Origin of the sequence: Roseovarius sp., from assembly GCF_965228755.1 — a bacterium.
In the GTDB taxonomy this organism is placed as follows: Bacteria; Pseudomonadota; Alphaproteobacteria; order Rhodobacterales; family Rhodobacteraceae; genus Roseovarius.
Map to the genome: position 1 here is coordinate 736,621 of NZ_CBDDIG010000013.1, position 22,853 is coordinate 759,473.

Genomic DNA, 22,853 nt, shown 5'->3' on the forward strand with positions numbered 1-22,853 from the left:
GGCAAGGTGTCTAGATGACCGCGAATGACGAACGCAAGGCGTGGATGGGCCTTCTGGCCAAGGCCCCGGCGAAGGAGCTGGCGCGGCTTTGGGAGGCGTTTGGCGCCGAGCCCGGGCATGCGTGGCTGCGGGCGCCGGAGGCCGGTGGCGTGATGGTGCGCGGCCGGGCCGGGGCGACGGGGGCGCCGTTCAACCTGGGCGAGATGACGGTGACGCGCTGTTCGCTGAAGCTGGAGAGCGGCGAGGTGGGGCATGGGTACGTGCAGGGGCGCGACAAGGGCCATGCCCGGCAGGCGGCGCTGGTGGATGCGCTGATGCAGACCGGGGAGGCGGCGCGGGTGCGCGCGGCGATCCTCGACCCGCTGGCCGAGGCGCTGGAGACGGCGCGGGCCGCGAGGGCGGCGAAGGCGGCGGCGACGAAGGTGGATTTCTTCACCATGGTGCGGGGAGAGGATTGATGGACGCGGCGGTTCTGGAAGGCGGGTTCGGGGATGCGCCGGTGGAGGCCGCGCGGGCGTTTCGCGCGGCGATGCGGGTGATGGCGCGGCCGGGGACGATCGAGGCGATGGAGGCGGCGCGGCCGCCGGCGCCGGTGTCGGTGGCGGCGGGGACGTTGTTGCTGACGCTGTGTGACCACGAGACGGGGGTTTACCTGGCCGGGGCGTATGACACGGGCGAGTTGCGGGAGTGGCTGGCGTTTCATACCGGCGCGCCGGTTGTGGCGGCTGAGCGTGCGCAGTTTGCGCTGGGGGATTGGGATGCGCTGATGCCGCTGTCGCAATACGCGGTGGGGACGCCGGAATATCCGGATCGTTCGGCGACGTTGATAGTCGAGATGGCGCGGCTGGAGGCCGAGGGCACGGGGCTGCGCGGGCCGGGGATCCGGGAGCGGGCGGAACTGAGCCTGCCGGATGCGGACGCGATGCGGGGCAATGCGCGGCAGTTTCCGCTGGGGGTGGATTTCTTCCTGACCTGCGGCGACCGGGTGGCCGCTTTACCGCGCTCGACCAGGCTGGAGGATGCGCCATGTACGTAGCGGTCAAGGGTGGCGAACGGGCGATCGACAATGCCCATGCGTGGCTGGCCGACGAGCGGCGGGGCGACCGGGGGGTGGCCGAGCTGTCGGTGGCGCAGATCCGGGAGCAATTGGCGCTGGCGGTGAACCGGGTGATGGCGGAGGGGTCATTGTATGACCCCGATCTTGCGGCGCTGGCGATCAAGCAGTCGCGGGGCGACCTGATCGAGGCGATCTTCCTGATCCGGGCGTACCGGACGACCCTGCCTAGGTTCGGCGCGTCGAAACCCATCGAGACGGGCGAGATGGCCTGTGACAGGCGGGTGTCGGCGACGTTCAAGGATGTGCCGGGAGGGCAGGTGCTGGGGCCGACCTTCGATTACACGCACCGCCTGCTCGACTTCAAACTGGCGGCCGATGGCGAGGTGCCGGAGGCTGTGGCGGGTGAGGTGCGGCAGGGGCCGGTGCCGCATGTGACCGGCTTCCTGAACCGCGAGGGGCTGATCCAGCAGGAGCCGGAAAGTGACGAGACACCGCCCGACCTGACGCGGGAGCCGATGGAGCTGCCGGCGGGGCGGCCGCTGCGCCTGCAGTCGCTGACGCGGGGGGACGAGGGGTTCGTGCTGGGCATGGCGTACTCGACCCAGCGGGGCTATGCGCGGAACCATGCCTTCGTGGGCGAGCTGCGCATCGGGGCCGTGTCAGTGGAGATGGAGATCCCCGAGCTGGGCTTCGCCATCGAGATCGGCGAGATCACCGTGACGGAATGCGAGACGGTGAACCAGTTCAAGGGCTCGAAGACCGAGCCGCCACAGTTCACGCGGGGCTATGGCCTTGTTTTCGGGCAGACCGAGCGGAAGGCGATTTCCATGGCGCTGGTCGACCGGGCGCTGCGCTGGAAGGAACTGGGCGAAGTTGACGTGGGCGCACCGGCGCAGGACGAGGAATTCGTGCTGATGCATTCGGACAATATCCAGGCGACCGGGTTCCTGGAGCATATCAAGTTGCCGCATTACGTGGATTTCCAGAGCGAATTGGAATTGGTCAGGAAGCTGCGGCGCGAGGTGGAGGCGGCGCGTGCGTCCACCCGGAAAGAGGCGGCGGAATGAGCGGGGGGCTGTCGCATATCACGTTCATCTGCGCCGACCTGGACCGGATGCAGGCGGTGCTGGAAGAGGTGCTGGAGGCGCGCTGTGTCTATGACAGCGGGGCGGAGCAGTTCTCGTTATCGGAGGAGCGATTCTTCCTGGTGGGCGATGTCTGGGTCGCGATCATGAAGGGCGCGCCGCTGACCGAGCGGAGTTACAACCACGTCGCGTTCCGGGTTGCCGAGGACGAGTTCGACGCGCGGGTGGCACGGATCGAGGCGATGGGGCTGGAGATGCGCCCGCCGCGGCCGCGGGTCGCGGGCGAGGGGCGGTCGGTCTATTTCTACGGGCCGGACGGGCACCTGCTGGAGCTGCACACGGGCACGCTGGAGGCGCGGATGGCGCGGTATGCGAAAGGCCGGGAGGGCGTGGCGTGATGGTGGGTCGGGGCCGGGAGGTACACCGAAGCCGGGCCCGTGCCGCGGGGCGGCGGGCCGGCTTCGGGTCTGGCGTTACTCCGCGGGGGTCTGATCGTCCGCGTCGTCGGCCGGTTTGCGTCCGAATCCGGACATCGGGAACATGTCCATGAGCATCTTCCCGACAAGCGCCGCGCCGAAGATCACGATCAGCGCAACAATTACCATCGTCGTCATCCGTTCTCATCCCTCTCTTGATTTGAACATGGGGATACTCGCTAACCGGGAATGGCGGCGAGACCATGGCTGAAAGGGTCCATTTCATGACAAATGAAGCCGAAAATGTGACGGCCTACAATTTCGCCTATCTCGACGAGCAGACCAAGCGGATGATCCGCCGGGCGATCCTGAAAGGGCTGGCCGTGCCGGGCTACCAGGTGCCGTTTGCCAGCCGCGAAATGCCGATGCCCTATGGCTGGGGCACGGGGGGCGTGCAGGTGAGTGCGGCGGTGCTGTGCCCTGAGGATTGTTTCAAGGTGATCGACCAGGGGGCGGATGACACCACGAATGCCGTGTCGATCCGCAAGTTCTTCGAGAAGACCGCCGGGGTGGCCACGACCGAGGAGACGGGCAAGGCCACGGTGATCCAGACGCGGCACCGGATACCGGAGGAGAAGCTGACGGAGGACCAGGTGCTGGTCTACCAGGTGCCTATTCCCGAGCCGCTGCGATTCCTCGAGCCGAGGGAGACGGAGACGCGGAAGATGCACAGCCTCGAGGAATACGGGCTGATGCATGTGAAGCTGTACGAGGACGTGGCGCAGCACGGGGCGATTGCCACCGCCTATGCCTATCCGGTGAAGGTGGAGGGGCGCTACGTGATGGACCCGTCGCCGATACCGAAATTCGACAATCCCAAGCTGGAGATGGACGCGATCCAGCTGTTCGGGGCGGGGCGGGAGCAGCGGATTTACGCGCTGCCGCCGCATTCGAAGGTGGTGAGCCTCGATTTCGAGGATCACCCGTTCGAGGCCTCGAAGGCGGATCATGCCTGCGACCTGTGCGGGGCGGAGGACAGTTACCTCGACGAGGTGATCACCGACGATGCGGGCGGGCGGATGTTCGTCTGTTCGGACACGGATTATTGCCGCTCGCGCCGGGCGGCGGGGCATGTGGGGGCGCAGGGTGCGCCGTACGAGGAGGGAAGCGCATGAGCTGCGAGACGCTCGGGATTGATCATCTGGGCCTGACCGTGGCCGATCTGGAGGCGAGCCTGGGGTTCTTTACCGGGGCGCTCGGCTGGGAGCGGATCGGGGGCAACCCGGACTATCCTTCGGCCTATGTCACCGACGGCCATGCCAAGATCACGCTTTGGCAGCAGAGGGCGCCGGGCGGTGGGTTTGACCGCCACGCCAATGTGGGCCTGCATCACACCGCGCTGAAAGTGGCGGATGAGGCAACGTTGAACGCGGTCTTTGACCGTGTCGGCGGCTGGCCGGGGGTCGAGGTGGAATTCGCGCCGGAGCTGTCGGGTGGGGGCCCGAAAGTGCATTTCATGATCCGCGAGCCGGGCGGCACGCGGCTGGAGGTGTCCTATGACCCGAGGTGAGGCCATGACGCCGCTTCTGGCGGTGCGGGGCGTGACCCGGATGTACGGGCCCCGGATCGGGTGCGAGGATGTGTCGTTTGACCTGTATCCCGGCGAGGTGATGGGGATCGTGGGTGAGAGCGGGTCGGGGAAATCGACGCTTCTGGGCTGTCTTGCCGGGCAGTTGGCGCCGGATGCCGGCGAGGTTCTGTTCGACACGCGGGGCGAGGGGTTGCGGGATACGCTGAGGATGTCGGAGCCGGAGCGGCGGATGCTGGGGCGGACGGATTGGGCGTTTGTGCATCAGAATGCGCGGGATGGCCTGCGGATGGGGGTGAGTGCCGGGGGCAACGTGGGCGAGCGGCTGATGGCCGTGGGCGCGCGGCATTACGGGCAGATCCGGGGGCAGGCGATCGACTGGCTGGGGCGGGTCGAGATTGCGGAGGACCGGGTGGATGACCGGCCGGGACAGTTTTCCGGGGGCATGCAGCAGCGGTTGCAGATTGCGCGGAACCTGGTGACCGGGCCGCGGTTGGTGTTCATGGACGAACCTACGGGCGGGTTGGACGTGTCGGTGCAGGCGCGGCTTCTGGACCTGCTGCGGGGGCTGGTGCGGGAGATGGGGCTTTCCGCCATCATCGTGACGCATGATTTGGCCGTCGTGCGATTGCTGGCCGACCGGCTGATGGTGATGAAGGACGGGCACGTGGTCGAGGCCGGGCTGACCGATCAGGTGTTGGACGACCCGCAGCACGGGTATACGCAGTTGCTGGTATCAAGCGTCTTGCAGGTGTAGCCGATGATCGAGAGTTTCAGACCGGACGAGGCCGGGGGCCTTGCACGCGAGGAGGGGATCGGGACCGATGCGGTCTGGATCGACCTTCTGGAGCCCACGCCGGAGGAGCTGGTGGAGGTGGGCCGGGCCACCGGGGCCGAGCTGCCCAGCAGGGAAGACATGGAGGAGATCGAGCTGTCGAGCCGGTTGTACCGGGATGGCGACATCAATTTCATGACGCTGGTGCTGCCGGCGTTGTCGGAGACCGAGAAGCACGAGGTGGCGCCGGTCACCTTCGTGATGTGCGAAGGGCGGCTGGTGACGATCCGGTACCACGCGCCGCGACCGTTCAGGACCTATCCGGCAAGGGCGGCGCACAGCCCCTATGACACGAATTCGTCGCAGGAGGTGCTGTTCGGGCTGCTGGACGAGATCATCGACCGGCTGGCGGATATCCTCGAGCTGACCGACGGGCGGATCGAGGGGGTGTCGCGGGGGCTGTTCGGCAACGGGCTGGAGGTCGAGGTGGCCGACCGGCGCTCGGCCCTGGCGACGCTGGGCCAGGCGGGGGCGCTGGTGTCGGACGTGCGCAACAGCCTGGTGACGATCGAGCGGGCGCTGACCTTCCTGAACCGCGAGGCGGCGGGCGGCGGGAAGAAGCCGCCGCGCGCGCTGAAGGTGCTGGCGAGCGACGTGGCGTCGCTGGCGGAACATGCGGGGTTCCTGACGCAGAAGCTGAGCCTGATCCTCGATACGTTCTTCGGCCTGACCACGATCGAGCAGAACGCCGTGACCAAGACCTTCTCGCTGGTGGCGGTCCTGTTCATGCCGCCCACGCTGATCGGGGCGGTGTTCGGGATGAATTTCGACTGGATGCCGTGGATCGGCACGCCGTGGGGCTTTGGTGCCTCGGTGGTGGCGATGGTGGCGTCTTCGGTGCTGTCTTACCTCTATTTCCGTTGGAAGAACCTGTTATGACCCATGATCCCGTGATCGCGCTGAGCGATGTGTCGAAGTCTTTCGTGCTGCACAACCAGGGGGGCGCGCGGATCCCGGTGATGGCGGGGGCCGAGTTGAGCGTGGGCGCGGGGGAGTGCGTGGCGCTGACCGGCGCCTCGGGGGCGGGGAAGTCGACCCTGATGCGAATGATCTATGGCAATTACCTTGCGGCCTCGGGGCGGATCATGGTGGCCGGGGTGGACGTGGCGAAGGCCGAGCCACGGGATATCCTGAGCTTGCGGCGGCAGACCTTGGGATACGTGAGCCAGTTCCTGCGGGTGGTGCCGCGGGTGCCGACGCGGGAGGTGGTGGCGGAGCCGCTGTTGATGACGGGGCACGAGCGGCAGGAGGCGATGGCCCGGGCCGAGCGCCTGCTGGCACGGCTGAATATCCCTGAGCGCCTGTGGGATCTGAGCCCGACGACCTTTTCGGGGGGCGAGCAGCAGAGGGTGAATATCGCGCGGGGGTTTGCCTATGCCTATCCGGCGATGCTTCTCGACGAGCCGACCGCGAGCCTGGATGCGGAGAACCGGGATACGGTGTTGCGGCTCATCGAGGAGGCAAAGGCGCGGGGGGCGGCGATCCTGGGGATTTTCCACGACGTGGCGGCGCGGGAGCGGGTCTGTGACCGGGAGGTCGACGTCTCGGCCTTCACGCCGGCGGCGGCATGAGCGACGGCGCGCTCATTGGCGTGGTGGGGCCGTCGGGCGTGGGCAAGGACAGTGTCATGCAGGCGCTGGCGGAGGCCGAGCCGTCGATGGGGCTGGTGCGGCGGGTGATCACCCGGCCGGAGGCGGCGGGCGGCGAGGATTTCGAGGGCGTCAGCGAAGCGGACTTTGCCCGGCGGCGGGAGGTGGGCGAATTCGTGCTGCACTGGCCGGCGCATGGATTGCATTACGGCGTGCCGGCGACGGTAAAGGCGCGGTTGGCCGGGGGCGAAACCTGTCTTGTGAACCTGTCGCGGGCGGTGCTGGGGCAGGCGGAGCGGCTGTTCGAGCGGTTCGTCACCCTGCACCTGACGGCGCCGGCGGAGGTGCTGGCCGAAAGGCTGGCGAAGCGGGGCCGGGAGGACGAGGCGGAGATGGAACGCCGGCTGTCGCGGCAGGGGTTTGCCCTGCCCGAGGGGCTTGGCCGCGTGATCGAGGTGGCCAATGACGGGCCGCTGGAGCGGACCGTCGCGACGGTTCTGGCGCGGCTTCAGGCGGGGAAGGTGTGACGTTGGATCAGGTGGAAGAAGCCATCCTCCCCCTCGCCCACGAGGCTGAGCCCGTCGAGGGTGAAGGGTTCGGGCACGCGCCCGTCGAGCTGTTGGGCGAGGACGGATTTGACCGGTTCGATCCGGTCCTTCGGCAGCTTGGAGGAGAGGGTCATGTGGAAGCGGAATTCGTCCATTACGTAAGGATATCCCCAGCGTTCGAGCAGCGCCTCCTGCCGGTCGGAGAGGCCGGCGGCGCGGCGCTTGGCAAGCTCGGCGTCGGAGAGCGGGGCGCGGAAGCTGTCGAGGGTTTCCACGGTCATCGCCGCCAGCCCCCCAAACTTGGTCGCGTCGCCGCGCGGCACGAGGGCGAGGAAGCGGCCCAGCGCGGCCAGTTCCAGCCCGTCGACGATGGCGGCGGGCATCTGGGTGCAGAGCCGGTCGAAGGCGGTGAAGAGCGCGTCTTCACTCTGGTCCGGGGCCAGCCGGAAGGGCGGCTTGATGGTGGCGTGAAACCCGTAGGGCCGGGGCGTTTCGGTGATCTCGGACAGCGGTACGGGGAGGCCGGGGAGGTCGGGCTGATCGACCGGCTCGCCACGGGCGATGTCCCATCCCAGCCAGTCCGCCCCGAACCGGGCGAGCCCCTCGTCGGAGGGGGTGTAATAGACCGCGTAGCGCTTGTAATCCATCGTTCCGCCTTTCCCGCCATTCCCTGCCAGCGAAGAGTAACTCTGACATGACACAGGAAACCGTTCTCGCCAATGCCGCCGTGGTTCTGCCGGGGGAAACCGTCACCGGATCGGTCCGGTTCCGGGGGGAAGAGATCGTGGATATCGCGACCGGTCACGGCGTGCCCGAAGGCGCGGTGGATTGCGGCGGCGATTACGTGGCGCCGGGGCTGGTGGAACTGCATACCGACAACCTCGAACGGCATATCCAGCCAAGGCCGATGGTCGACTGGCCGCATAACGCCGCGATCCTTGCCCATGACGCCGAGCTTGCCGGGACGGGGATCACCACGGTGTTCGACGCGATGCGGGTGGGCTCGATCCCCAACGGGCATGGGCGGTACCTGAAATATGCGCGGCAACTGGCGTCGGAATTGTGGACGCTGCGGGCGGAGGATGCGCTGAAGATCAGCCATTTCCTGCACCTGCGGGCGGAGGTGTGTTCGGAGACGCTGATCGAGGAGATGGACGAGTTCGGCGCGGCCGACCGGGTGGGGCTGGTCAGCCTGATGGACCACACGCCGGGGCAGCGGCAGTTCCGCGATATCAGCAAGCTCGAGGATTACCTGAAGGGGAAGAAGGGGTTCACGGACGAGGCGTTCGCCGCCCACGTGGCGCAGTTGAAGGCGTTGCGGGCCAGGAATGGCGACAGGCACGAGGCCGAGGCGGTGAAGGCGGCGGGGCGGTATGGCGCGGTTCTGGCGAGCCATGACGATACGACGGCAGAGCAGGTGGCGGTGTCGCATGGCTATGGCATCCGGCTGGCGGAGTTTCCCACGACGCTGGAGGCGGCGCGGGCCTGTCACGAGAGCGGGATCGCGGTGATGATGGGGGCGCCGAACCTCATTCGCGGCGGGTCGCATTCCGGGAACGTGGCGGCGCGGGAGCTGGCCGAGGCGGGGCTGCTGGATATCCTGAGTTCGGATTACGTGCCGGCGGCGCTGTTGATGGCGGCGGTGCAGCTGGGCGAGATCTGGGGCAACATGGCGAGGGGCATCGCAACGGTGACGCGGAACCCGGCGCGGGCGGTTCACCTGGAGGACCGGGGCGAGATTGCCGTGGGCCGGCGGGCGGACGTGGTAAGGTTCGCGCTGCGCGGCGGCGTGCCGGCGGTGCGGGGCGTGTGGTCGCGCGGGGTGCGGGTGGCGTGAGCGGGCTTTGACTTCGCCCGTGGGCGTGCCAATAAGGCAGGCAAACGCCAGAGGAGACGCCGATGCCTGCCGAGTACCTGTTCGATGCGCCCGAACAACCCGTGGCGCCCGTGGAGGGCGAGGCGCGGGAGTTCCCCGTGCGCCGCATCTTCTGTGTCGGGCGCAACTATGCCGCCCATGCCGCCGAGATGGGCAACGAGGTCGACCGCGAGGCGCCGTTCTATTTCACCAAGTCGGCCCATGCGCTGTGCCTGTCGGGGGGCGAGATCGACTATCCGCCGGGGACCGCGGATTGCCATCACGAGATGGAGTTCGTGGTGGCGCTGGATCGGGGCGGGTTCGAGGTCGAGGCGTCGGAGGCGATGGGGCTGGTCTATGGCTATGCCTGCGGGATCGACCTGACCCGGCGGGATCTGCAGGGCGCGGCGAAGGACAAGCGGCGGCCCTGGGACCTTGGCAAGGATTTCGAGAACGCGGCGATCATCGGGACGCTTACGCCGAAGGCGGCGTTCGGCGAGATCGGGGGGCAGCGGATCACGCTCAGGAAGGATGGCGAGACGGTGCAGGATGCGGTGCTGTCGGAGATGGTGTGGAGCGTGCCCGAGCTGATCGCGCACCTGTCGCGGTTCTACACGCTGGCGCCGGGGGATTTGATCTATACCGGCACGCCCGCGGGGGTGGGGCCGGTGCAGCCGGGCTCGGTGCTGGAAGGTGAGATCGAGGGGTTGTCGCCGCTCCGGATCGGGGTTTCGGGGTAAGGCGCCGGCCAGGATCGTCATGGGGGTCACGTTCACGAGGGTTATTGGATGAGAGATGTTTCCACGCGCCTGGGCTTCCTTGTCTTGGTGTTTCTGCTTCCTGCACGCGTGGCTTTGGCGGATACGGAACGTCTTTTTGGCCCTTTCGTCATCGCCCTGCCGGATGACTTGCAAACCTTTCCCGGTGATGAGTACGGATCGGATGACCTGCTTAACCTGATGTGGAAACGCGAGTTGGATCCTCAAAGGATTGCCGAACTCAGGCAAACGAGCGAGGAGGGGCAATTTGACGAGCTCGAGGCGACCATTGAGACCGGGAATACGGGGAATATCATTCTCGCTGCAGAACCTCTTCGGACGGACCTTCTGGGCATGGACGCCAAGGAGCAACACGAACGGTACTGCGACGCGTTCCGCGAATACTGGGGTTACGGGTTCAGCAAGTTCGACGAAGGCAGGCAGATTGGCCACTGTGCATCGCCCGTGGGGGCAATGACCTACGTGATGTGCCGGTATTTCGAACGGGACCGCGTTTGCGCATCGGGCATGGATTACATTGAGTTGCTGACCACGAACAGTTTCACCGAGGGCACTTTCTGGACGGACATGGTCGATGGCCTGGCAGACCCTTCATCAGCGAAAGCTGCAGACACGGTGTTGCGGAACATGGCCGCCGGTGCGGCGGTCGACAAGGTGAATGATCTGCTCCTCCGGGTCAGGCTTCGAGCCGGTTCGGAATAGTGACGACCCCGGCCATCCTGGCGGTCGTCAATGTTGGAAATATTCACCCGATCCGATTATGAGCTGCAGTACCCGTATTGAACGCGAGGCCAAGCCAATGACGGAAAAGCATATTTGTCTGATGGGGGACTCCGTTTTCGACAATGACGGGTACATCCCGGGGGAACCCGGGGTCATCGAACAGTTGCGTCGTTCGGTTCCGAAAACCTGGTCTGCATTCAAGGTCGCGGTTGATGGGGACTGTATCGAGGATATCCCCGATCAGCTGGAAAACGTGCCGTCGCATACGACAGACATCGTCGTGAGCATTGGCGGCAACGATCTCAGGAAATTCAGACATCTTCTGACGCAGGCGGCGGAAGGTGCAACGCTGGAGGACGTCATTGCAGCGCCGCTCGCGGATTTTGAATTCGCGTATGGCTGGATGCTGGACACGGTTTCCGAGCGCGGCGTGCCGGTGCGGGTTTGCACCATCTACACGGCGATTCCCTTCGTGGAGCCGGAAATGAGAGATCATGCCCCGTCCGCGATCGATGCCTTCAATGCGTTGATCATGCGCCTTGCGGAAAATCGGGGCGTGCCGGTCGTCCGGTTGGACCTGGCCTGTAGGGATGACAGTGACTTCTCGGAGATCTCTCCGATAGAGCCGTCCTCGCAAGGGGGGCAGAAGATCGTCGATGCAATTCTTCAGTCGCTTGGGCCGGGCTGATCAGTTGACCTTGACACGATTTGCCGCCAAGGACGGATCAGGGCAAAGGTCCGAACGTCATTGATTGCAACACAGGCATTTGAATCGACCGCTCGGTTAATGGCGAGATTGGACATTCTTGCGCTAGGGATTGGCACAACAATAGAAAAGCGAACAACTTGTCCTCGGCAGTTCCCAGACCTACGGACTACAGGGCCGAAATAGATGGGCTGAGAGCCTTTGCCGTGCTTTCGGTCGTTCTGTATCACGCCTTCCCCACCGGTTTGACAGGCGGCTTCATCGGCGTTGATGTCTTTTTCGTCATCAGCGGTTACCTGATCACGTCGCATATTTTCATCAGCCTCGACGAAGGCAGGTTTTCCTTTGCCAACTTCTTCGGGCGCCGCATTCGGCGGATCTTTCCGGCGCTCATTCTCGTGATGGCGGTTTCCCTCATTTTCGGCTGGTTCGCCCTTCTGGCAGAAGAGTTCCAGCAACTTGGCAAGCACGTGGCGAGCGGGGCGGCCTTCATCGTCAATTTCATACTCGTGGGCGAAAGCGGGTATTTCGATGCTGCGGCAGACACGAAGCCCATGCTGCATTTGTGGAGCCTTGCCGTCGAAGAGCAGTTCTACATCGTCTGGCCGCTGGTTCTGTGGCTGGCGTGGCGACTGCGCATCAGCCTTCTGGCGATCACGCTGCTGGTGGCGGCCGCGTCGTACTATTTCAACTTGCGATACGTGGCGACGAACCCGACAGGGGTGTTTTTCTGGCCTTACGGCCGCTTCTGGGAACTGTTGAGCGGCAGCGCCCTGGCGTGGCTGATGCTTTACAAGCGGGACGCGCTGGATCGCGCCAAGGCGGGGGTACATGCCGTCATCGGGCGCATGATCCCCCTGGGCATTCCGGCGGCACGGACCGCCCTGGTCGACAATGCCATGGGCCTTGGGGGGCTTTGCCTTCTGATTTACGGATTCGTGGGCATCACGTCGGCGGTGCCGTTCCCGTCGGCCTGGGCGCTGGTTCCGGTTTGCGGGGCCATTCTCATCATCGCCGCCGGATCAGTCGCGTGGTCCAACAGGCTTTTCATGATGAACCCGGTGGCGGTCTGGTTCGGGCTGATCAGCTATCCGCTTTACCTGTGGCACTGGCCGCTCCTGTCCTTCATCCAGATTGTCGAGAGCGGTGAGCCCCCCCACAGGGATGCAAGGATTGCCGCGGTCGTCCTGGCGATTGGCCTTGCGTGGCTGACGGTGAGGTTCGTCGAACGGCCGCTGAGATTCGGGCGCGGGAACGTCCGCCTGAAGATAGCCGGCCTGGCCGGCGCGATGGTTTGCGTTGGCCTGGCCGGGCTGGTGATAAGCCGGACCGATCATGCCGGGACGCGTAATCTCGACGACCTTGTCATCAAGCGCCCCGGGGCCGAACACATAATCGGTTCGTCCTCGAGGTGGTACGAGGGCAAGGAGGGCTGGCTCTTCCTGGGGAACAGTATCGACAACACCGTTGCGAAGCTGAAGCTCGCCGCCCCGCCCGACCCGGAGGATGTTGCCGGGATAGTCGGGCTGTTCGCGAACCTGGCCGAGGCGGCCGAAAGGACAGGCACGCCGGTGGCCCTGCTGGTCGGCCCCAACAAATCGACCATGTACCCCGAGTTTCTTCCCGATGAGGTCGAGCCGTCTGATACGCGCTACGTGTCGTATTTCACCGAGCCATTGGCCGAGATTGCGAACCTGGTCGTGGTTGACCCGCTCGAGGATATGCTGCGGGCGAAGGAGGAGGCCGGCCTGTTGTATTACAGGACGGACACGCACTGGAACTACAAGGGGGCGTTCCTTGCCTTCTCGAGCCTGGCGGAGCGCATGGGCTGGCCCGTTCCCGAGGTTTCATTCGCGGCCGGGGCGCCGTATTCCGGCGATCTGATCACGATGTCCCAGCGAGACGATTTCCCGGTCGCCCCGGGAGACAACTGGCAGATCGAGTGGGCCCGCGACCCGGAGCTGGAGGTCACTCCGCTGCCGGAACAGCCCAGATCGTCCTTTGTCCGCGCCCAGATCGTGTCGAACGCCTCTCCCTTGTCGGAGAAGACCGTGTGGATCATCGGCGATTCCTACACCAATGCCATACGCCCCTATTTCGATGCGACCTTCGGGGAGGTCCATTACGTCGGTCATTGGAACTTCAAACTGCAAACGCTGCCGGACGAACTGCTCGCGTCGGAGGAGAAACCGGACCTGATCGTCGTCGTGCGCATTGAACGATCGTTCTGAGGGCGTGCAATGGTTGCCGGCGCTTGTGTATGTCCGGGGTTCAAGCCTATCGGGACAGGCGCTGCGTAGGTCGGTTTGTCCTGATGATGCGGGGCGCGCAGGCCCTTCGATCGGCCTTGCCGCCACGGTCATGGCGAGGATCATGGCGGGCGGACTCGCCCTATGCGGGAGCCCCCTCGTCAACACGTTTCAAAAAACATTGCAACACCACATTTCTGAAACATTTTCCCTGATGACAGTTGCAAAACGGATCAATTCAATGCCAACATCGGAGCGGCCCGAGATCCGGTGAACGGGCGGGGCGGCTTCGGCCGATGAAGGATGGCCCGCGCGGGACGCGCCGGGAGAAGCGATCTCAAGGGAGGAGACCCGAGAATGACATTTGTGACGAAAGCCATGCGCACCGCGCTGGCCGGCGTCGTGGCGGCCGGAATCGGCGGCGCGGCGATGGCGCAGGAGGTGACGCTGAAGATGCACCAGTTCCTGCCGCCGCAGGCAAACGTGCCCAAGCTGATCCTGCAACCCTGGGCCGACCGGATCATGGAAGCCTCGGACGGGCGCATCCAGATCGACCATTACCCGGCGATGCAGCTTGGCGGCAAGCCGCCCGAGCTGGCCAGCCAGGTGACCGACGGCGTGGCCGACATCATCTGGACGGTGGCAGGCTATACCCCCGGCCGCTTCCCGCAGGCCGAGGTGTTCGAGCTGCCCTTCATGATGACCAATGCCGAGGCCACGTCGCGCGCGTTCTGGCAGTATGCCGAAGCCAACATGATGGACAGCGACTTCAGCGACATCAAGGTGCTGGGCGTCTGGGTGCATGGGCCGGGCGTGATCCATTCCAGCTCTCCGGTGAACGAGATCGCCGATCTCAACGGGCTGAAGGTGCGGGGCCCGACGCGGGTGATCACCGGGATGCTGACCGACCTTGGCGCGACTGCCGTGGGCCTGCCGGTGCCGGCCATTCCCGAGGCGCTGTCGAAAGGCGTGATCGATGCCTGCGTGATCCCGTGGGAGGTGACCGCCGCGCTGAAGGTGCCGGAGCTGGTGCAGAACCACACGGTGTTCGGGGGCGAGGCGCTCTACACCACCGCGTTCATCTTTGCCATGAACAAGGACAAGTACGAGAGCCTGCCGGATGACCTGAAGGCGATCATCGACGAGCACACGGGCGAGGATTTCTCGGCCATGGCCGGCAAGCTTCAGGCCGGGGCGGACGTGCCCTCGCGCAAGCTGGCCGAGGACATGGGCAACAACATCATCGACCTGACCCCCGAGCAGGTGGCCGAGTGGAAAGAGGCCGCCAGCGGATCGGAGGCCAAGTGGATCGCCGAGATGGACGAGAAGGGCTTCGACGGGCAGGCGCTTGTCGACCAGGCCCGGTCGCTGATCGAAGAGAACACCACCGAGTGAAGGTGACAGGGTCCGGCGCCGGGTGATCCCCGGCGCCGGACGTATTTCCGGGGCAGATTCCGAAATGCAAAGACTGTTCATGGCTCTGGCCCGTATCATGGCCGTCCTCGGCGGGGCGGTTCTGACGCTGGTGATCTTCGTGACCTGCTTCTCGGTCGCGGGCCGGATGCTGAACGGGTTCCTGCATGGCGGCGTGGCGCAGGGGCTGTTCCCCGAGCTGGCCGACCGGATGATCGCCGCCGGGGTTGGCCCGCTGCTGGGGGATTTCGAGCTGGTCGAGGCCGGGGTGGCGTTCGCCATCTTCGCCTTCCTGCCGCTGTGCCAGATCACCGGGGGCCATGCGAGCGTGGATATCTTCACCTCGAAGCTGCCGCGGACGGTGAACCGGGGCATACAGCTTGTCATCGACTGGGTGTTTGCCGCGGTGCTGATCCTGATCGCGTGGCAATTGTACCAGGGGATGCTGGAGAAGGTGCGGTACAACGAGACCACCTTCATGCTGCAGTTCCCGGTCTGGTGGGCCTATGCCGCGAGCCTGTTTGCCGCCGTGGTGGCGGCGCTGGTGGGCCTGTTCGTGGCGCTGGCGCGGGTGGGCGAGATCCTGACCGGCCGGGTGATATTGCATGGTAACGAAGGGGCGGATGCGTGACGAGCCTGGAGATCGGACTGGCGTCGTTCCCCGTGCTGATGGGGCTGATTTTCCTGCGGGTGCCGATCGGGCTTGCGATGTTCGTGGTGGCGCTGGGGGGCCTGTATTTCGTCACTGACGGGATGGCCGTGGCGCTGTCGCGGCTCAAGCACGAGACGTTCTCGACCTTTTCGAGCTATTCGCTGTCGATCGTGCCGATGTTCCTTCTGATGGGGCATTTCGCGACGCTGGGGGGCATGTCGGCGGCGCTGTTCAAGGCGGCGGAGGCGTTCCTGGGCCACCGCAAGGGCGGGGTGGCGATGGCGTCGGTGGGCGCCTGCGCCGGGTTCGGGGCGATCTGCGGGTCGTCGCTGGCCACGGCGGCGACGATGAGCCAGGTCGCGCTGCCGGAGCTGAAGCGGTACGGGTATTCGGGCGGGCTGTCCACGGCGACGCTGGCCGCGGGCGGCACGCTGGGCATTCTCATTCCGCCCTCGGTGATCCTGGTGATCTATGCGATCCTGACCGAGCAGAATATTGCCAAACTCTTTCTGTCGGCGTTCATTCCGGGGATCCTGGCCGCGATCGGCTACATGCTGACGATCGCGATTTACGTAAGGGTTAACCCGTCGTCCGCCGGGCTGCGCGAGCCCATTCCGATGAGCGAGCGGTTCCGGGCGCTGATGGATGTCTGGCCGGTGCTGCTGGTCTTCCTGCTGGTGGTGGGGGGCATCTACCTTGGCTGGTTCACGCCCACGGAGGGCGCGGCGGTGGGGGCCGCGGGCACCGGGCTGATCGCGCTGCTGAACCGGGGGCTGACGCGGAAGACGCTGGTGCAGAGCTTCTATGCCACGGCGCGCAACACCGCGATGATCTTCTTCATCGTGCTGGGGGCGGCGTTCTACAACGGTTTCCTGGCGCTGACGCAGGTGCCGCAGGAGCTGTCGCAATGGGTGGTGGAACAGGGGATGAGCCCCTGGGCGGTGCTGGCCTGCATCCTGCTGCTGTACCTGGTGTTCGGCTGTCTGATGGACAGCCTGTCGATGATCCTGCTGACGATTCCGATCTTCTTCCCGATCATCTCGGAGCTTGATTTCGGCTTTGTTTCACTGGCCGCGATGCAGGCGGAGGCGGCGCGGGAGGCGCTGGCCGCCGGGGTGCCGGACGTGGCGCCGGAGATGCTGGAGGGGATACGGGCGGCGATGGCCGCGGGGGCCGAGCTGACGCGCGAGCAGATGCAGGCGATCGGGATCAACGTGACGCCGATCATGGCGAACCGTATTGCCGCCGAGGAGGTGGCGATCTGGTTCGGGATCCTGGTGCTGATCGTGGTGGAGGTCGGGCTGATCACGCCGCCGGTGGGGATGAACCTGTTTGTCATCAACTCGATGGATCCCAAGACGCGGATGATCGACACCTACAAGGCGGTGATGCCTTTCGTGGCCTCGGATATCGTGCGGGTGGTGATCCTGGTGGCGTTTCCGGGGATCACGCTGTTCCTGTTGAGGGTGCTGCATTAGGGCGGTTTTCCGACGTCGGTATAACGTCGGTATTTTGTCGGTATTGCGTCGGTGGTTTTGTTCGGGCGACGATCGAACGTGGCACACGCCCGGAACAGAGCCGCGCCTTGGCGCGGCGCCGGGCGAGCGCCGGCCCGTCCCGGCGGGCAGGCGCTTTGGCGGGTGTAGCGTTACGTATTCAGGGAAGAGGTGGGCGGCGCCATAAAGTGCGAGCCACGTCCGTTGCAGCGCCTCCCCACGGGCCGGCGCTCGCCCGGCGGGGAGGTTGCGGGCGGGGTCCGGCTCAGGGCCGGGACGGGTCAGCCCATCGAGCGGTAGCGGAAGACGCCGGTGGCGGTGGCGACGAGGGTGCCCTGGTCGTCGGTGAGGCGGCCCTCGGCGAAATAGGTCTTGGCCCCGCCGCCGGTCTTGTGGCCCGACGCGATCAGGCGGGTGCCTTTGGCCTGGCCCACGTAATTCACCGTCAGCGACAGGGTCAGCGCATTCTGCTTGCGGCCGGGGTCGCCGGTGTAGCAGCCGGCATAACCCATCGCCGTGTCGAGCAGGGTGGCGTGGATGCCGCCATGGGGCAGGCCCTGACGGTTGCCGAGGAAGGGCTGTATCGGCAGTTCGACCGTGGCGGCGCCGTCGGACCATGCGGTCATCTCGATGCCGAGATGGGTTTGCAGGGGGTAGGGCGGTTCGACGAGGCGGGGGTCGAGATCGTCTTTCATCGTTTTGCGGCCTCCAGCCCCGCGCGGGCGAATTCGGGGACGTATTCGCCCAGTTTCAGGCCGCGTTCCGGATCGGAGGCGTTGCCGTCGAGGGCGCGTTTCTTGACCCCTTGCAGGATCGCCGCCATGCGAAAGAAGCAGAAGGCGAGGTAGAAGTTGAAATCGCCGATGCCCGGGAGGCCGCGGCGGTCGCAATAGGTGTCGATAAAGCGCTGGTCGGACCAGAGGCCCCGGGCCTCGCGGTCGACCCCGGCGAGGCCGCGCCCCTCGGTGGTGGCGGGCATCGACCATTGCATGATCACGGCGGCGAGGTCGGCATAGGGGTGGCCGGTGGTCGACAGTTCCCAGTCGAGCACGGCGAGCACGTTCGTGCTGTCGGGGGCGTAGAGCAGGTTGTCGAGCCGGTAGTCGCCATGCACCAGCGTGCGCTGGCCGTCGTCGTCGGGCATGTTGGCCTTGAGCCAGTCGATCAGCGCCTCCATGTCGGGGAGGTCTTCGGTCTGGGTGGCGTGGTACTGCTTGGTCCAGCGGTCGGTCTGGCGCTGGCAGTAATGGCCCGGCGGGCCGTAATCGGCGAGGCCCACCGCGTCGAGGTCGACCGAGTGGATGGCGGCGAGGACACGGTTCATCTCGTCGATGATGGCCGAGCGTTCGGCGGGCGTCTGGTCGGGCAGGCTGGGCTGGTCGAAGGTGCGGCCGTGGACGAGGTCCATGATGTAGAAGGCCGAGCCGATCACGTCATCGTCTTCGCAGAGTGCGTGCATCTTGGCGACCGGCACGTCGGTGGCCTGCAGCGCGGATTGCACGCGGTACTCGCGGTCGACCGCGTGGGCGGATTTCAGGAGTAGCCCGGGCGGCTTGCGGCGGAGCACGTAAGAGCCGGAGGGCGTGTCGAGCCGATAGGTGGGGTTCGACTGTCCGCCCGAGAACTTGGTGGCGGTGACGGGGCCGGTGAAGCCGGGGATGTTCTCTTTCGCCCAGGCTTCGACCGCTTCGGTGTCGAGCGTCAGGCCACTCATGCCGTGCTCTCGCGGAATTCGGGGAGCACGTAGTCGGAGAACTGCTCGCGCAGGGTGAGCTTGGAGACCTTGCCGGTGGCGGTCAGCGGCAGGTCGTCGACGAAGACGATGTCGTCGGGCAGTTGCCACTTGGCGAAGTGGTCGGACATGAAGTCATGCAGCGCGTCGAGGGTGATGCGCTTGTCGCCGGCGGGGACGACGACCAGCACGGGGCGTTCATCCCATTTCGGGTGGGGCACGGCGATCACCGCGCAGGCGGCGATGTCGGGATGGGCGGTGGCGTGGTTCTCGAGGTCGATGGAGCTGATCCACTCGCCGCCCGACTTGACGAGGTCCTTGGCGCGGTCGCGGATGATCAGGCGGCCATCCTCGCCCACGGTCGAGACGTCGCCGGTGCCGAACCAGCCATCGGCGTCGAAGGCCGCCTTGGTGGCCTCCTCATTCTCGAAATAGGCACGGATCACGGTGTTGCCGCGCACGTAGAGTTCCCCGGTGGTTTCGCCGTCATGGGGGAGGCGGTTGCCGTCGTCGTCGACGATCTTGAATTCCACCCCGAAGAGGCGGCGGCCGGCGCCTGTCTTGGCGTCGATCTGTTCGTCCTTCGAGGCGGATTTGAGCCATTCGGGCAGCAGGCCGCGGGTGCCGATGGGGCTCATCTCGGTCATGCCCCAGGCCTGGTTGACGTTGACGCCCATGGCCTCGAAAGCTGCGATCATGGCGCGGGGGGCGGCGGAGCCGCCGACGACGAGGTCTTCGAATCCCTTCGGGGGCTTGTTGCCGCGCTTCTCGATCTCGGCCTGCAGCCCGGCCCAGACGGTGGGCACGCCCCAGGCGGTATAGACCTCCTCGGCCTGCATCAGGTCGTAGAGGCTGGCGCCGTCGAGGAAGCGGCCGGGCATGACCATGGTCATGCCGGCGAGCGGCGCGGTGTAGGGCATGCCCCAGGCGTTGACGTGGAAGAGCGGCACGACGGGCAGGGCGCGGCGGCCGGAGGAGAGGCTTTGCGGGTGGCCCGCCACCACGTAGAGCGCGTGCAGCACGGTGGAGCGGTGGGAATAGAGCGCGCCCTTGGGATTGCCGGTGGTGCCGGAGGTATAGCAGAGCCCGGCGGCGGTGGTTTCGGGGAATTCGGGCCAGTCCATGTCGGTCGGCTGGCCGTCGAGCAGCTCCTCGTAGCACAGCACGTCGAGCGAGGTGTCGGGCATGTGGGCGCGGTCGGTCATGACGACGATCTTCATACCCTCGGGCACGTCGCCCTTGAGCGCCTCGACAAGGCCGATCAGGCTGAGATCGACGCAGAGCACGCTGTCCTGCGCGTGGTTGAGGATGTAGCTCATCTGTTCGGCCGGCAGGCGCGGGTTGAGCGTGTGGCAGACCGCGCCGATGCCGGAGATGCCGTAGTAGAGCTCGAAATGGCGGTGGCCGTTCCAGGCGAGGGTGGCGACGCGGTCGCCTTCCTTGACGCCCAGTTTCTTGAGCCCGTGGGCGAGTTGCGAGACGCGGCCGAGGATCTCGGGGTAGGAGAGGCGGTTCACGTCGCCCTCGTCGCGGGCGGAGACGATGCCCTGGTCCGGGAAAGCCTCGGCGGCGTAGGTGAGGATGTCGATGATCCTCAGGTCGCGGTGCATCATCATGCCTTGCATCGGGGCGGTGCCTTTCGCGGTCTTTTTCCTGTTGCGGGGGACGGTGGCACAAAGCCCCGGGGCATTCAATGCGATGCCGCCAGCCTTGACCGCGCGGCGCGGCGGGCCTAACCGGGGGGCGAGCCGCCCCAGCAGGAGAATCCCCCCATGCCGTTCGACCGTTCCGTCAAGATCGCCCCGTCCATCCTGTCGGCCGATTTCGCCAATTTCGGCGCCGAGATCCGGGCGATCGAGGCGCAGGGGGCCGACTGGGTGCATGTGGACGTGATGGACAACCATTTCGTGCCGAACCTGACCTTCGGGCCGCAGGCGGTGAAGGCGTTCCGGCCGCATGTGAGGACGTTCATGGACGTGCACCTGATGATCTCGCCGGTGGATGCGTCGATCAACGCCTATGCCGAGGCGGGCGCCGACATGATCACCGCCCATGTCGAGGCGGAGCCGCATATCCACCGGACGATGCAGGCGATCCGGGCGACGGGGAAGATGGCGGGCGTGTCGCTCAACCCGGCGACGCCGCTGGAGAGCATCGAGTACCTGCTGGATGACGTTGACATGGTCTTGCTGATGACGGTGAACCCCGGCTTCGGCGGGCAGAAGTTCATCGAGAGCGGGGTGGAGAAGACGCGGCGGCTGCGCGAGATGATCGGCGACCGGCCGGTGCATATCCAGATCGACGGCGGGGTGACGCCGGAGACGGCGCCGGCGGTGGTGGCGGCCGGGGCGGATGTGCTGGTGGCGGGCTCGGCGGTGTTCAAGGGTGGCTCGGTGGAGACGCCGGAGGTGTACGGGGCGAATATCCGGGCGCTGCGGGAAGCGGTGGCCGGGGTTCCGCAGTAGAGACTGCCGGGCGAGCGACCGACCGCGGGTGGGCGCTGATACGGGTGTGATGGGCATTTTATGGTGCAACCAGCCTCCGGCTGTTGTTCGACATGATCACGTCTCAAAAGCGCCCGCCCTCGGGGGCGGTCGGGCGCTCGCCCGGCGCCGCGCCAAGGCGCGGCTTGATTCCGGGCGGTTCTCCTCCCCTCAAACCGGTGCTACGTTTCGCCAAAAGGCAGGGAGCATCGCATGGATATCACGGACAGGCTGAAGACGGAGATCGCGGCGCGGGAGGATGACCTCGTCGCGCTGACGCAGGATCTGATCCGCATTCCCACGCTCAACCCGCCGGGGCGGGAATACCGGACGATCTGCGATTACCTCGACCGGCGGCTGCTGCGGTTGGGCTTTCATACCGAGCTGATCCGCGCCGAGGGCGCGCGGGGGGACAGCGACAAGTATCCGCGCTGGAACATCGTGGCGCGGCGCGAGGGCAAGGCCCCCGGCCAATGCGTGCATTTCAACTCTCACATCGACGTGGTCGAGACCGGCCATGGCTGGACGGTCGACCCGTTCGGCGGCGAGGTGAAGGATGGCAAGGTTTATGGCCGGGGGGCCTGTGACATGAAGGGGGGCCTCGCGGCGAGCATCATCGCGGCGGAGGTGTTCATCGAGCTTTGCCCCGACTATGCCGGCGCCATCGAGATCTCCGGCACGGCGGACGAGGAATCGGGCGGGTTCGGTGGTGTCGCCTACCTGGCCGAGAAGGGGTATTTCAGCCCCGAGCGGGTGCAGCACGTGATCATTCCCGAGCCGCTCAACAAGGACCGCATCTGCCTCGGCCATCGCGGCGTCTGGTGGGCGGAGGTGGAGACCAAGGGCGAGATCGCCCATGGCTCGATGCCGTTCCTGGGCGATTGCGCGGTGCGGCACATGGGGGCGGTGCTGCAGGAGATGGAGACGAGCCTGTTCCCCGCGCTGGCCGAGAAGCGGACGGAGATGCCGGTGGTGCCGGAAGGGGCGCGGCAGTCGACGCTGAACATCAACTCGATCCATGGCGGCGAGGCGGAGCAGGAGGAGGATTATTCCGGCCTGCCGTCGCCTTGCGTGCCCGACCGGTGCCGGATGGTGATCGACCGGCGCTTCCTGATCGAGGAGGATATCGAGGAGGTGCAGGCCGAGATCCGCGCCGTGCTGGAGCGGGTGCGCGACGGGCGGCCGGGCTTCGATTACGAGATCACCGAGCTGTTCCGGGTGCTGCCGACGATGACCGAGCGCGAGGCGCCGGTGGTGACCTCGGTCGCCGGGGCGGTGAATGCCGTCTTCGGGCGCGAGGCCACCTACGTCGTCAGCCCCGGCACCTATGACCAGAAGCATATCGACCGGATCGGGCGGCTGAAGAACTGTATCGCCTACGGGCCGGGCATCCTCGACCTCGCGCACAAGCCGGACGAGTATGTGGGCATCGAGGATATGGTGCAGTCGGCCCAGGTGATGGCGCTGGCGCTGCATGATTTGCTGGGCGGGGGCTGAGGTTTCATCTTTCCGGAAATACTCGAATGCCGGCGCGTGCGGCAGGCGGGGGATTTGAGTATTTGGAGAAAGATGAAAGTCGAAGGCGCGCCCGGCTTTCATTGTTCCGGAAATACTCACCGTGGCGCAGTTGAGTATTTGAAGAACAGT

At 66.0% G+C, this 22,853-nt stretch carries 25 protein-coding genes; 20 read left to right on the forward strand and 5 right to left on the reverse strand.

The window, feature by feature from the left end:
- Positions 1 to 14 precede the first annotated feature (14 nt).
- The 4 genes from phnG to fosX are packed head-to-tail and all read left to right on the forward strand — an operon-like array spanning position 15 to position 2,540.
- Complete coding sequence (gene phnG / locus ACO07J_RS21870; protein ID WP_422032932.1) at positions 15 to 458, forward strand: phosphonate C-P lyase system protein PhnG; 444 nt, start codon at positions 15 to 17, stop codon at positions 456 to 458.
- On the forward strand, positions 458 to 1,036 hold the full coding sequence (gene phnH / locus ACO07J_RS21875; RefSeq protein WP_422032934.1) for a phosphonate C-P lyase system protein PhnH: 579 nt from the start codon (positions 458 to 460) through the stop codon (positions 1,034 to 1,036). The genes phnG and phnH overlap by 1 nt, the downstream gene beginning before the upstream one ends.
- Positions 1,027 to 2,124: a carbon-phosphorus lyase complex subunit PhnI gene (locus tag ACO07J_RS21880; protein WP_422032936.1), complete on the forward strand. Its 1,098-nt coding sequence runs from the start codon at positions 1,027 to 1,029 to the stop codon at positions 2,122 to 2,124. Before phnH ends, ACO07J_RS21880 begins: the two co-directional genes overlap by 10 nt.
- Positions 2,121 to 2,540, forward strand: coding sequence for a FosX/FosE/FosI family fosfomycin resistance hydrolase (gene fosX, locus ACO07J_RS21885; RefSeq protein WP_422032938.1), 420 nt, complete (start codon positions 2,121 to 2,123; stop codon positions 2,538 to 2,540). Before ACO07J_RS21880 ends, fosX begins: the two co-directional genes overlap by 4 nt.
- A 75-nt stretch (positions 2,541 to 2,615) precedes the next feature.
- Here the strand turns inward: fosX and ACO07J_RS21890 are convergent, their stop codons facing one another.
- The gene (locus ACO07J_RS21890) at positions 2,616 to 2,756 is read right to left on the reverse strand and encodes a hypothetical protein (protein ID WP_422032940.1); all 141 of its coding nucleotides are present in this window, start codon (positions 2,754 to 2,756) and stop codon (positions 2,616 to 2,618) included.
- 107 nt (positions 2,757 to 2,863) lie between these two features.
- On the opposite strand from ACO07J_RS21890, the gene ACO07J_RS21895 reads away from it, so the two are divergent.
- From ACO07J_RS21895 to phnN, 6 genes are read left to right on the forward strand one after another with little or no spacing between them, the layout of a single operon-like run.
- Complete coding sequence (locus tag ACO07J_RS21895; protein WP_422033486.1) at positions 2,864 to 3,733, forward strand: alpha-D-ribose 1-methylphosphonate 5-phosphate C-P-lyase PhnJ; 870 nt, start codon at positions 2,864 to 2,866, stop codon at positions 3,731 to 3,733.
- Complete coding sequence (locus tag ACO07J_RS21900) at positions 3,730 to 4,128, forward strand: VOC family protein (RefSeq protein ID WP_422032942.1); 399 nt, start codon at positions 3,730 to 3,732, stop codon at positions 4,126 to 4,128. The genes ACO07J_RS21895 and ACO07J_RS21900 overlap by 4 nt, the downstream gene beginning before the upstream one ends.
- Before the next feature lie 4 nt (positions 4,129 to 4,132).
- On the forward strand, positions 4,133 to 4,903 hold the full coding sequence (phnK, locus tag ACO07J_RS21905; RefSeq protein WP_422033488.1) for a phosphonate C-P lyase system protein PhnK: 771 nt from the start codon (positions 4,133 to 4,135) through the stop codon (positions 4,901 to 4,903).
- 3 nt (positions 4,904 to 4,906) lie between these two features.
- Entirely contained in the window at positions 4,907 to 5,860 is a 954-nt protein-coding gene (locus ACO07J_RS21910; RefSeq protein WP_422032944.1) for a CorA family divalent cation transporter, read from the forward strand.
- Positions 5,857 to 6,552, forward strand: coding sequence for a phosphonate C-P lyase system protein PhnL (gene phnL / locus ACO07J_RS21915; RefSeq protein ID WP_422032946.1), 696 nt, complete (start codon positions 5,857 to 5,859; stop codon positions 6,550 to 6,552). The genes ACO07J_RS21910 and phnL overlap by 4 nt, the downstream gene beginning before the upstream one ends.
- The gene (phnN, locus tag ACO07J_RS21920; RefSeq protein WP_422032948.1) at positions 6,549 to 7,097 is read left to right on the forward strand and encodes a phosphonate metabolism protein/1,5-bisphosphokinase (PRPP-forming) PhnN; all 549 of its coding nucleotides are present in this window, start codon (positions 6,549 to 6,551) and stop codon (positions 7,095 to 7,097) included. The genes phnL and phnN overlap by 4 nt, the downstream gene beginning before the upstream one ends.
- Here phnN and ACO07J_RS21925 read toward each other — a convergent pair.
- Positions 7,079 to 7,765, reverse strand: coding sequence for a DUF1045 domain-containing protein (locus ACO07J_RS21925; RefSeq protein ID WP_422032950.1), 687 nt, complete (start codon positions 7,763 to 7,765; stop codon positions 7,079 to 7,081). The genes phnN and ACO07J_RS21925 overlap by 19 nt on opposite strands.
- Positions 7,766 to 7,812: 47 nt before the next feature.
- Here ACO07J_RS21925 and ACO07J_RS21930 point away from each other — a divergent pair, with 47 nt between their 5' ends.
- From ACO07J_RS21930 to ACO07J_RS21965, 8 genes are all read left to right on the forward strand, one after another.
- Positions 7,813 to 8,955 (forward strand): alpha-D-ribose 1-methylphosphonate 5-triphosphate diphosphatase, encoded by a 1,143-nt coding sequence (locus tag ACO07J_RS21930; protein WP_422032951.1) that lies wholly within the window; start codon positions 7,813 to 7,815, stop codon positions 8,953 to 8,955.
- A gap of 62 nt (positions 8,956 to 9,017) precedes the next feature.
- Positions 9,018 to 9,713, forward strand: a complete 696-nt coding sequence (locus ACO07J_RS21935) for a fumarylacetoacetate hydrolase family protein (RefSeq protein WP_422032953.1) — start codon at positions 9,018 to 9,020, stop codon at positions 9,711 to 9,713.
- A 48-nt stretch (positions 9,714 to 9,761) separates the two neighbouring features.
- Positions 9,762 to 10,454: a hypothetical protein gene (locus ACO07J_RS21940; protein WP_422032955.1), complete on the forward strand. Its 693-nt coding sequence runs from the start codon at positions 9,762 to 9,764 to the stop codon at positions 10,452 to 10,454.
- Positions 10,455 to 10,551: 97 nt separating this feature from the next.
- Positions 10,552 to 11,163 carry an SGNH/GDSL hydrolase family protein gene (locus ACO07J_RS21945; protein ID WP_422032957.1) on the forward strand — a complete coding sequence of 204 codons (612 nt, stop codon included), beginning with the start codon at positions 10,552 to 10,554 and terminating at the stop codon, positions 11,161 to 11,163.
- A 158-nt stretch (positions 11,164 to 11,321) separates the two neighbouring features.
- Positions 11,322 to 13,412, forward strand: coding sequence for an acyltransferase family protein (locus tag ACO07J_RS21950; protein ID WP_422032959.1), 2,091 nt, complete (start codon positions 11,322 to 11,324; stop codon positions 13,410 to 13,412).
- Between the two features lie 375 nt (positions 13,413 to 13,787).
- Entirely contained in the window at positions 13,788 to 14,825 is a 1,038-nt protein-coding gene (locus ACO07J_RS21955; RefSeq protein ID WP_422032961.1) for a TRAP transporter substrate-binding protein, read from the forward strand.
- A 64-nt stretch (positions 14,826 to 14,889) separates the two neighbouring features.
- The gene (locus ACO07J_RS21960; RefSeq protein ID WP_422032963.1) at positions 14,890 to 15,474 is read left to right on the forward strand and encodes a TRAP transporter small permease; all 585 of its coding nucleotides are present in this window, start codon (positions 14,890 to 14,892) and stop codon (positions 15,472 to 15,474) included.
- Complete coding sequence (locus tag ACO07J_RS21965; protein ID WP_422032965.1) at positions 15,471 to 16,973, forward strand: TRAP transporter large permease; 1,503 nt, start codon at positions 15,471 to 15,473, stop codon at positions 16,971 to 16,973. The genes ACO07J_RS21960 and ACO07J_RS21965 overlap by 4 nt, the downstream gene beginning before the upstream one ends.
- A 299-nt stretch (positions 16,974 to 17,272) precedes the next feature.
- On the opposite strand, the gene ACO07J_RS21970 is transcribed toward ACO07J_RS21965, so the two are convergent.
- The 3 genes from ACO07J_RS21970 to ACO07J_RS21980 are packed head-to-tail and all read right to left on the reverse strand — an operon-like array spanning position 17,273 to position 20,348.
- On the reverse strand, positions 17,273 to 17,686 hold the full coding sequence (locus ACO07J_RS21970; RefSeq protein WP_422032967.1) for a PaaI family thioesterase: 414 nt from the start codon (positions 17,684 to 17,686) through the stop codon (positions 17,273 to 17,275).
- Entirely contained in the window at positions 17,683 to 18,705 is a 1,023-nt protein-coding gene (locus ACO07J_RS21975; protein WP_422032969.1) for a phosphotransferase family protein, read from the reverse strand. The genes ACO07J_RS21970 and ACO07J_RS21975 overlap by 4 nt, the downstream gene beginning before the upstream one ends.
- Positions 18,702 to 20,348 (reverse strand): long-chain fatty acid--CoA ligase, encoded by a 1,647-nt coding sequence (locus ACO07J_RS21980; RefSeq protein ID WP_422032971.1) that lies wholly within the window; start codon positions 20,346 to 20,348, stop codon positions 18,702 to 18,704. The genes ACO07J_RS21975 and ACO07J_RS21980 overlap by 4 nt, the downstream gene beginning before the upstream one ends.
- 147 nt (positions 20,349 to 20,495) lie before the next feature.
- On the opposite strand from ACO07J_RS21980, the gene rpe reads away from it, so the two are divergent.
- A complete protein-coding gene (rpe, locus tag ACO07J_RS21985; RefSeq protein WP_422032973.1) occupies positions 20,496 to 21,188 on the forward strand; it encodes a ribulose-phosphate 3-epimerase in 693 nt (230 codons plus the stop codon).
- 231 nt (positions 21,189 to 21,419) lie between these two features.
- The gene (locus ACO07J_RS21990) at positions 21,420 to 22,703 is read left to right on the forward strand and encodes an acetylornithine deacetylase/succinyl-diaminopimelate desuccinylase family protein (protein WP_422032975.1); all 1,284 of its coding nucleotides are present in this window, start codon (positions 21,420 to 21,422) and stop codon (positions 22,701 to 22,703) included.
- The last annotated feature ends 150 nt before the right edge of the window (positions 22,704 to 22,853 follow it).

What these genes read in the sequence shown, in the direction of transcription:
- phnG (WP_422032932.1), top strand. Translation starts at nt 15, where the DNA reads ATGACCGCGAATGACGAACGCAAGGCGTGGATGGGCCTTCTGGCCAAG.
- phnH (WP_422032934.1), top strand. Translation starts at nt 458, where the DNA reads ATGGACGCGGCGGTTCTGGAAGGCGGGTTCGGGGATGCGCCGGTGGAG.
- ACO07J_RS21880 (WP_422032936.1), top strand. Translation starts at nt 1,027, where the DNA reads ATGTACGTAGCGGTCAAGGGTGGCGAACGGGCGATCGACAATGCCCAT.
- fosX (WP_422032938.1), top strand. Translation starts at nt 2,121, where the DNA reads ATGAGCGGGGGGCTGTCGCATATCACGTTCATCTGCGCCGACCTGGAC.
- ACO07J_RS21890 (WP_422032940.1), bottom strand. Translation starts at nt 2,756, where the DNA reads ATGACGACGATGGTAATTGTTGCGCTGATCGTGATCTTCGGCGCGGCG.
- ACO07J_RS21900 (WP_422032942.1), top strand. Translation starts at nt 3,730, where the DNA reads ATGAGCTGCGAGACGCTCGGGATTGATCATCTGGGCCTGACCGTGGCC.
- phnK (WP_422033488.1), top strand. Translation starts at nt 4,133, where the DNA reads ATGACGCCGCTTCTGGCGGTGCGGGGCGTGACCCGGATGTACGGGCCC.
- ACO07J_RS21910 (WP_422032944.1), top strand. Translation starts at nt 4,907, where the DNA reads ATGATCGAGAGTTTCAGACCGGACGAGGCCGGGGGCCTTGCACGCGAG.
- phnL (WP_422032946.1), top strand. Translation starts at nt 5,857, where the DNA reads ATGACCCATGATCCCGTGATCGCGCTGAGCGATGTGTCGAAGTCTTTC.
- phnN (WP_422032948.1), top strand. Translation starts at nt 6,549, where the DNA reads ATGAGCGACGGCGCGCTCATTGGCGTGGTGGGGCCGTCGGGCGTGGGC.
- ACO07J_RS21925 (WP_422032950.1), bottom strand. Translation starts at nt 7,765, where the DNA reads ATGGATTACAAGCGCTACGCGGTCTATTACACCCCCTCCGACGAGGGG.
- ACO07J_RS21930 (WP_422032951.1), top strand. Translation starts at nt 7,813, where the DNA reads ATGACACAGGAAACCGTTCTCGCCAATGCCGCCGTGGTTCTGCCGGGG.
- ACO07J_RS21935 (WP_422032953.1), top strand. Translation starts at nt 9,018, where the DNA reads ATGCCTGCCGAGTACCTGTTCGATGCGCCCGAACAACCCGTGGCGCCC.
- ACO07J_RS21940 (WP_422032955.1), top strand. Translation starts at nt 9,762, where the DNA reads ATGAGAGATGTTTCCACGCGCCTGGGCTTCCTTGTCTTGGTGTTTCTG.
- ACO07J_RS21945 (WP_422032957.1), top strand. Translation starts at nt 10,552, where the DNA reads ATGACGGAAAAGCATATTTGTCTGATGGGGGACTCCGTTTTCGACAAT.
- ACO07J_RS21955 (WP_422032961.1), top strand. Translation starts at nt 13,788, where the DNA reads ATGACATTTGTGACGAAAGCCATGCGCACCGCGCTGGCCGGCGTCGTG.
- ACO07J_RS21960 (WP_422032963.1), top strand. Translation starts at nt 14,890, where the DNA reads ATGCAAAGACTGTTCATGGCTCTGGCCCGTATCATGGCCGTCCTCGGC.
- ACO07J_RS21970 (WP_422032967.1), bottom strand. Translation starts at nt 17,686, where the DNA reads ATGAAAGACGATCTCGACCCCCGCCTCGTCGAACCGCCCTACCCCCTG.
- ACO07J_RS21975 (WP_422032969.1), bottom strand. Translation starts at nt 18,705, where the DNA reads ATGAGTGGCCTGACGCTCGACACCGAAGCGGTCGAAGCCTGGGCGAAA.
- ACO07J_RS21980 (WP_422032971.1), bottom strand. Translation starts at nt 20,348, where the DNA reads ATGCAAGGCATGATGATGCACCGCGACCTGAGGATCATCGACATCCTC.
- rpe (WP_422032973.1), top strand. Translation starts at nt 20,496, where the DNA reads ATGCCGTTCGACCGTTCCGTCAAGATCGCCCCGTCCATCCTGTCGGCC.
- ACO07J_RS21990 (WP_422032975.1), top strand. Translation starts at nt 21,420, where the DNA reads ATGGATATCACGGACAGGCTGAAGACGGAGATCGCGGCGCGGGAGGAT.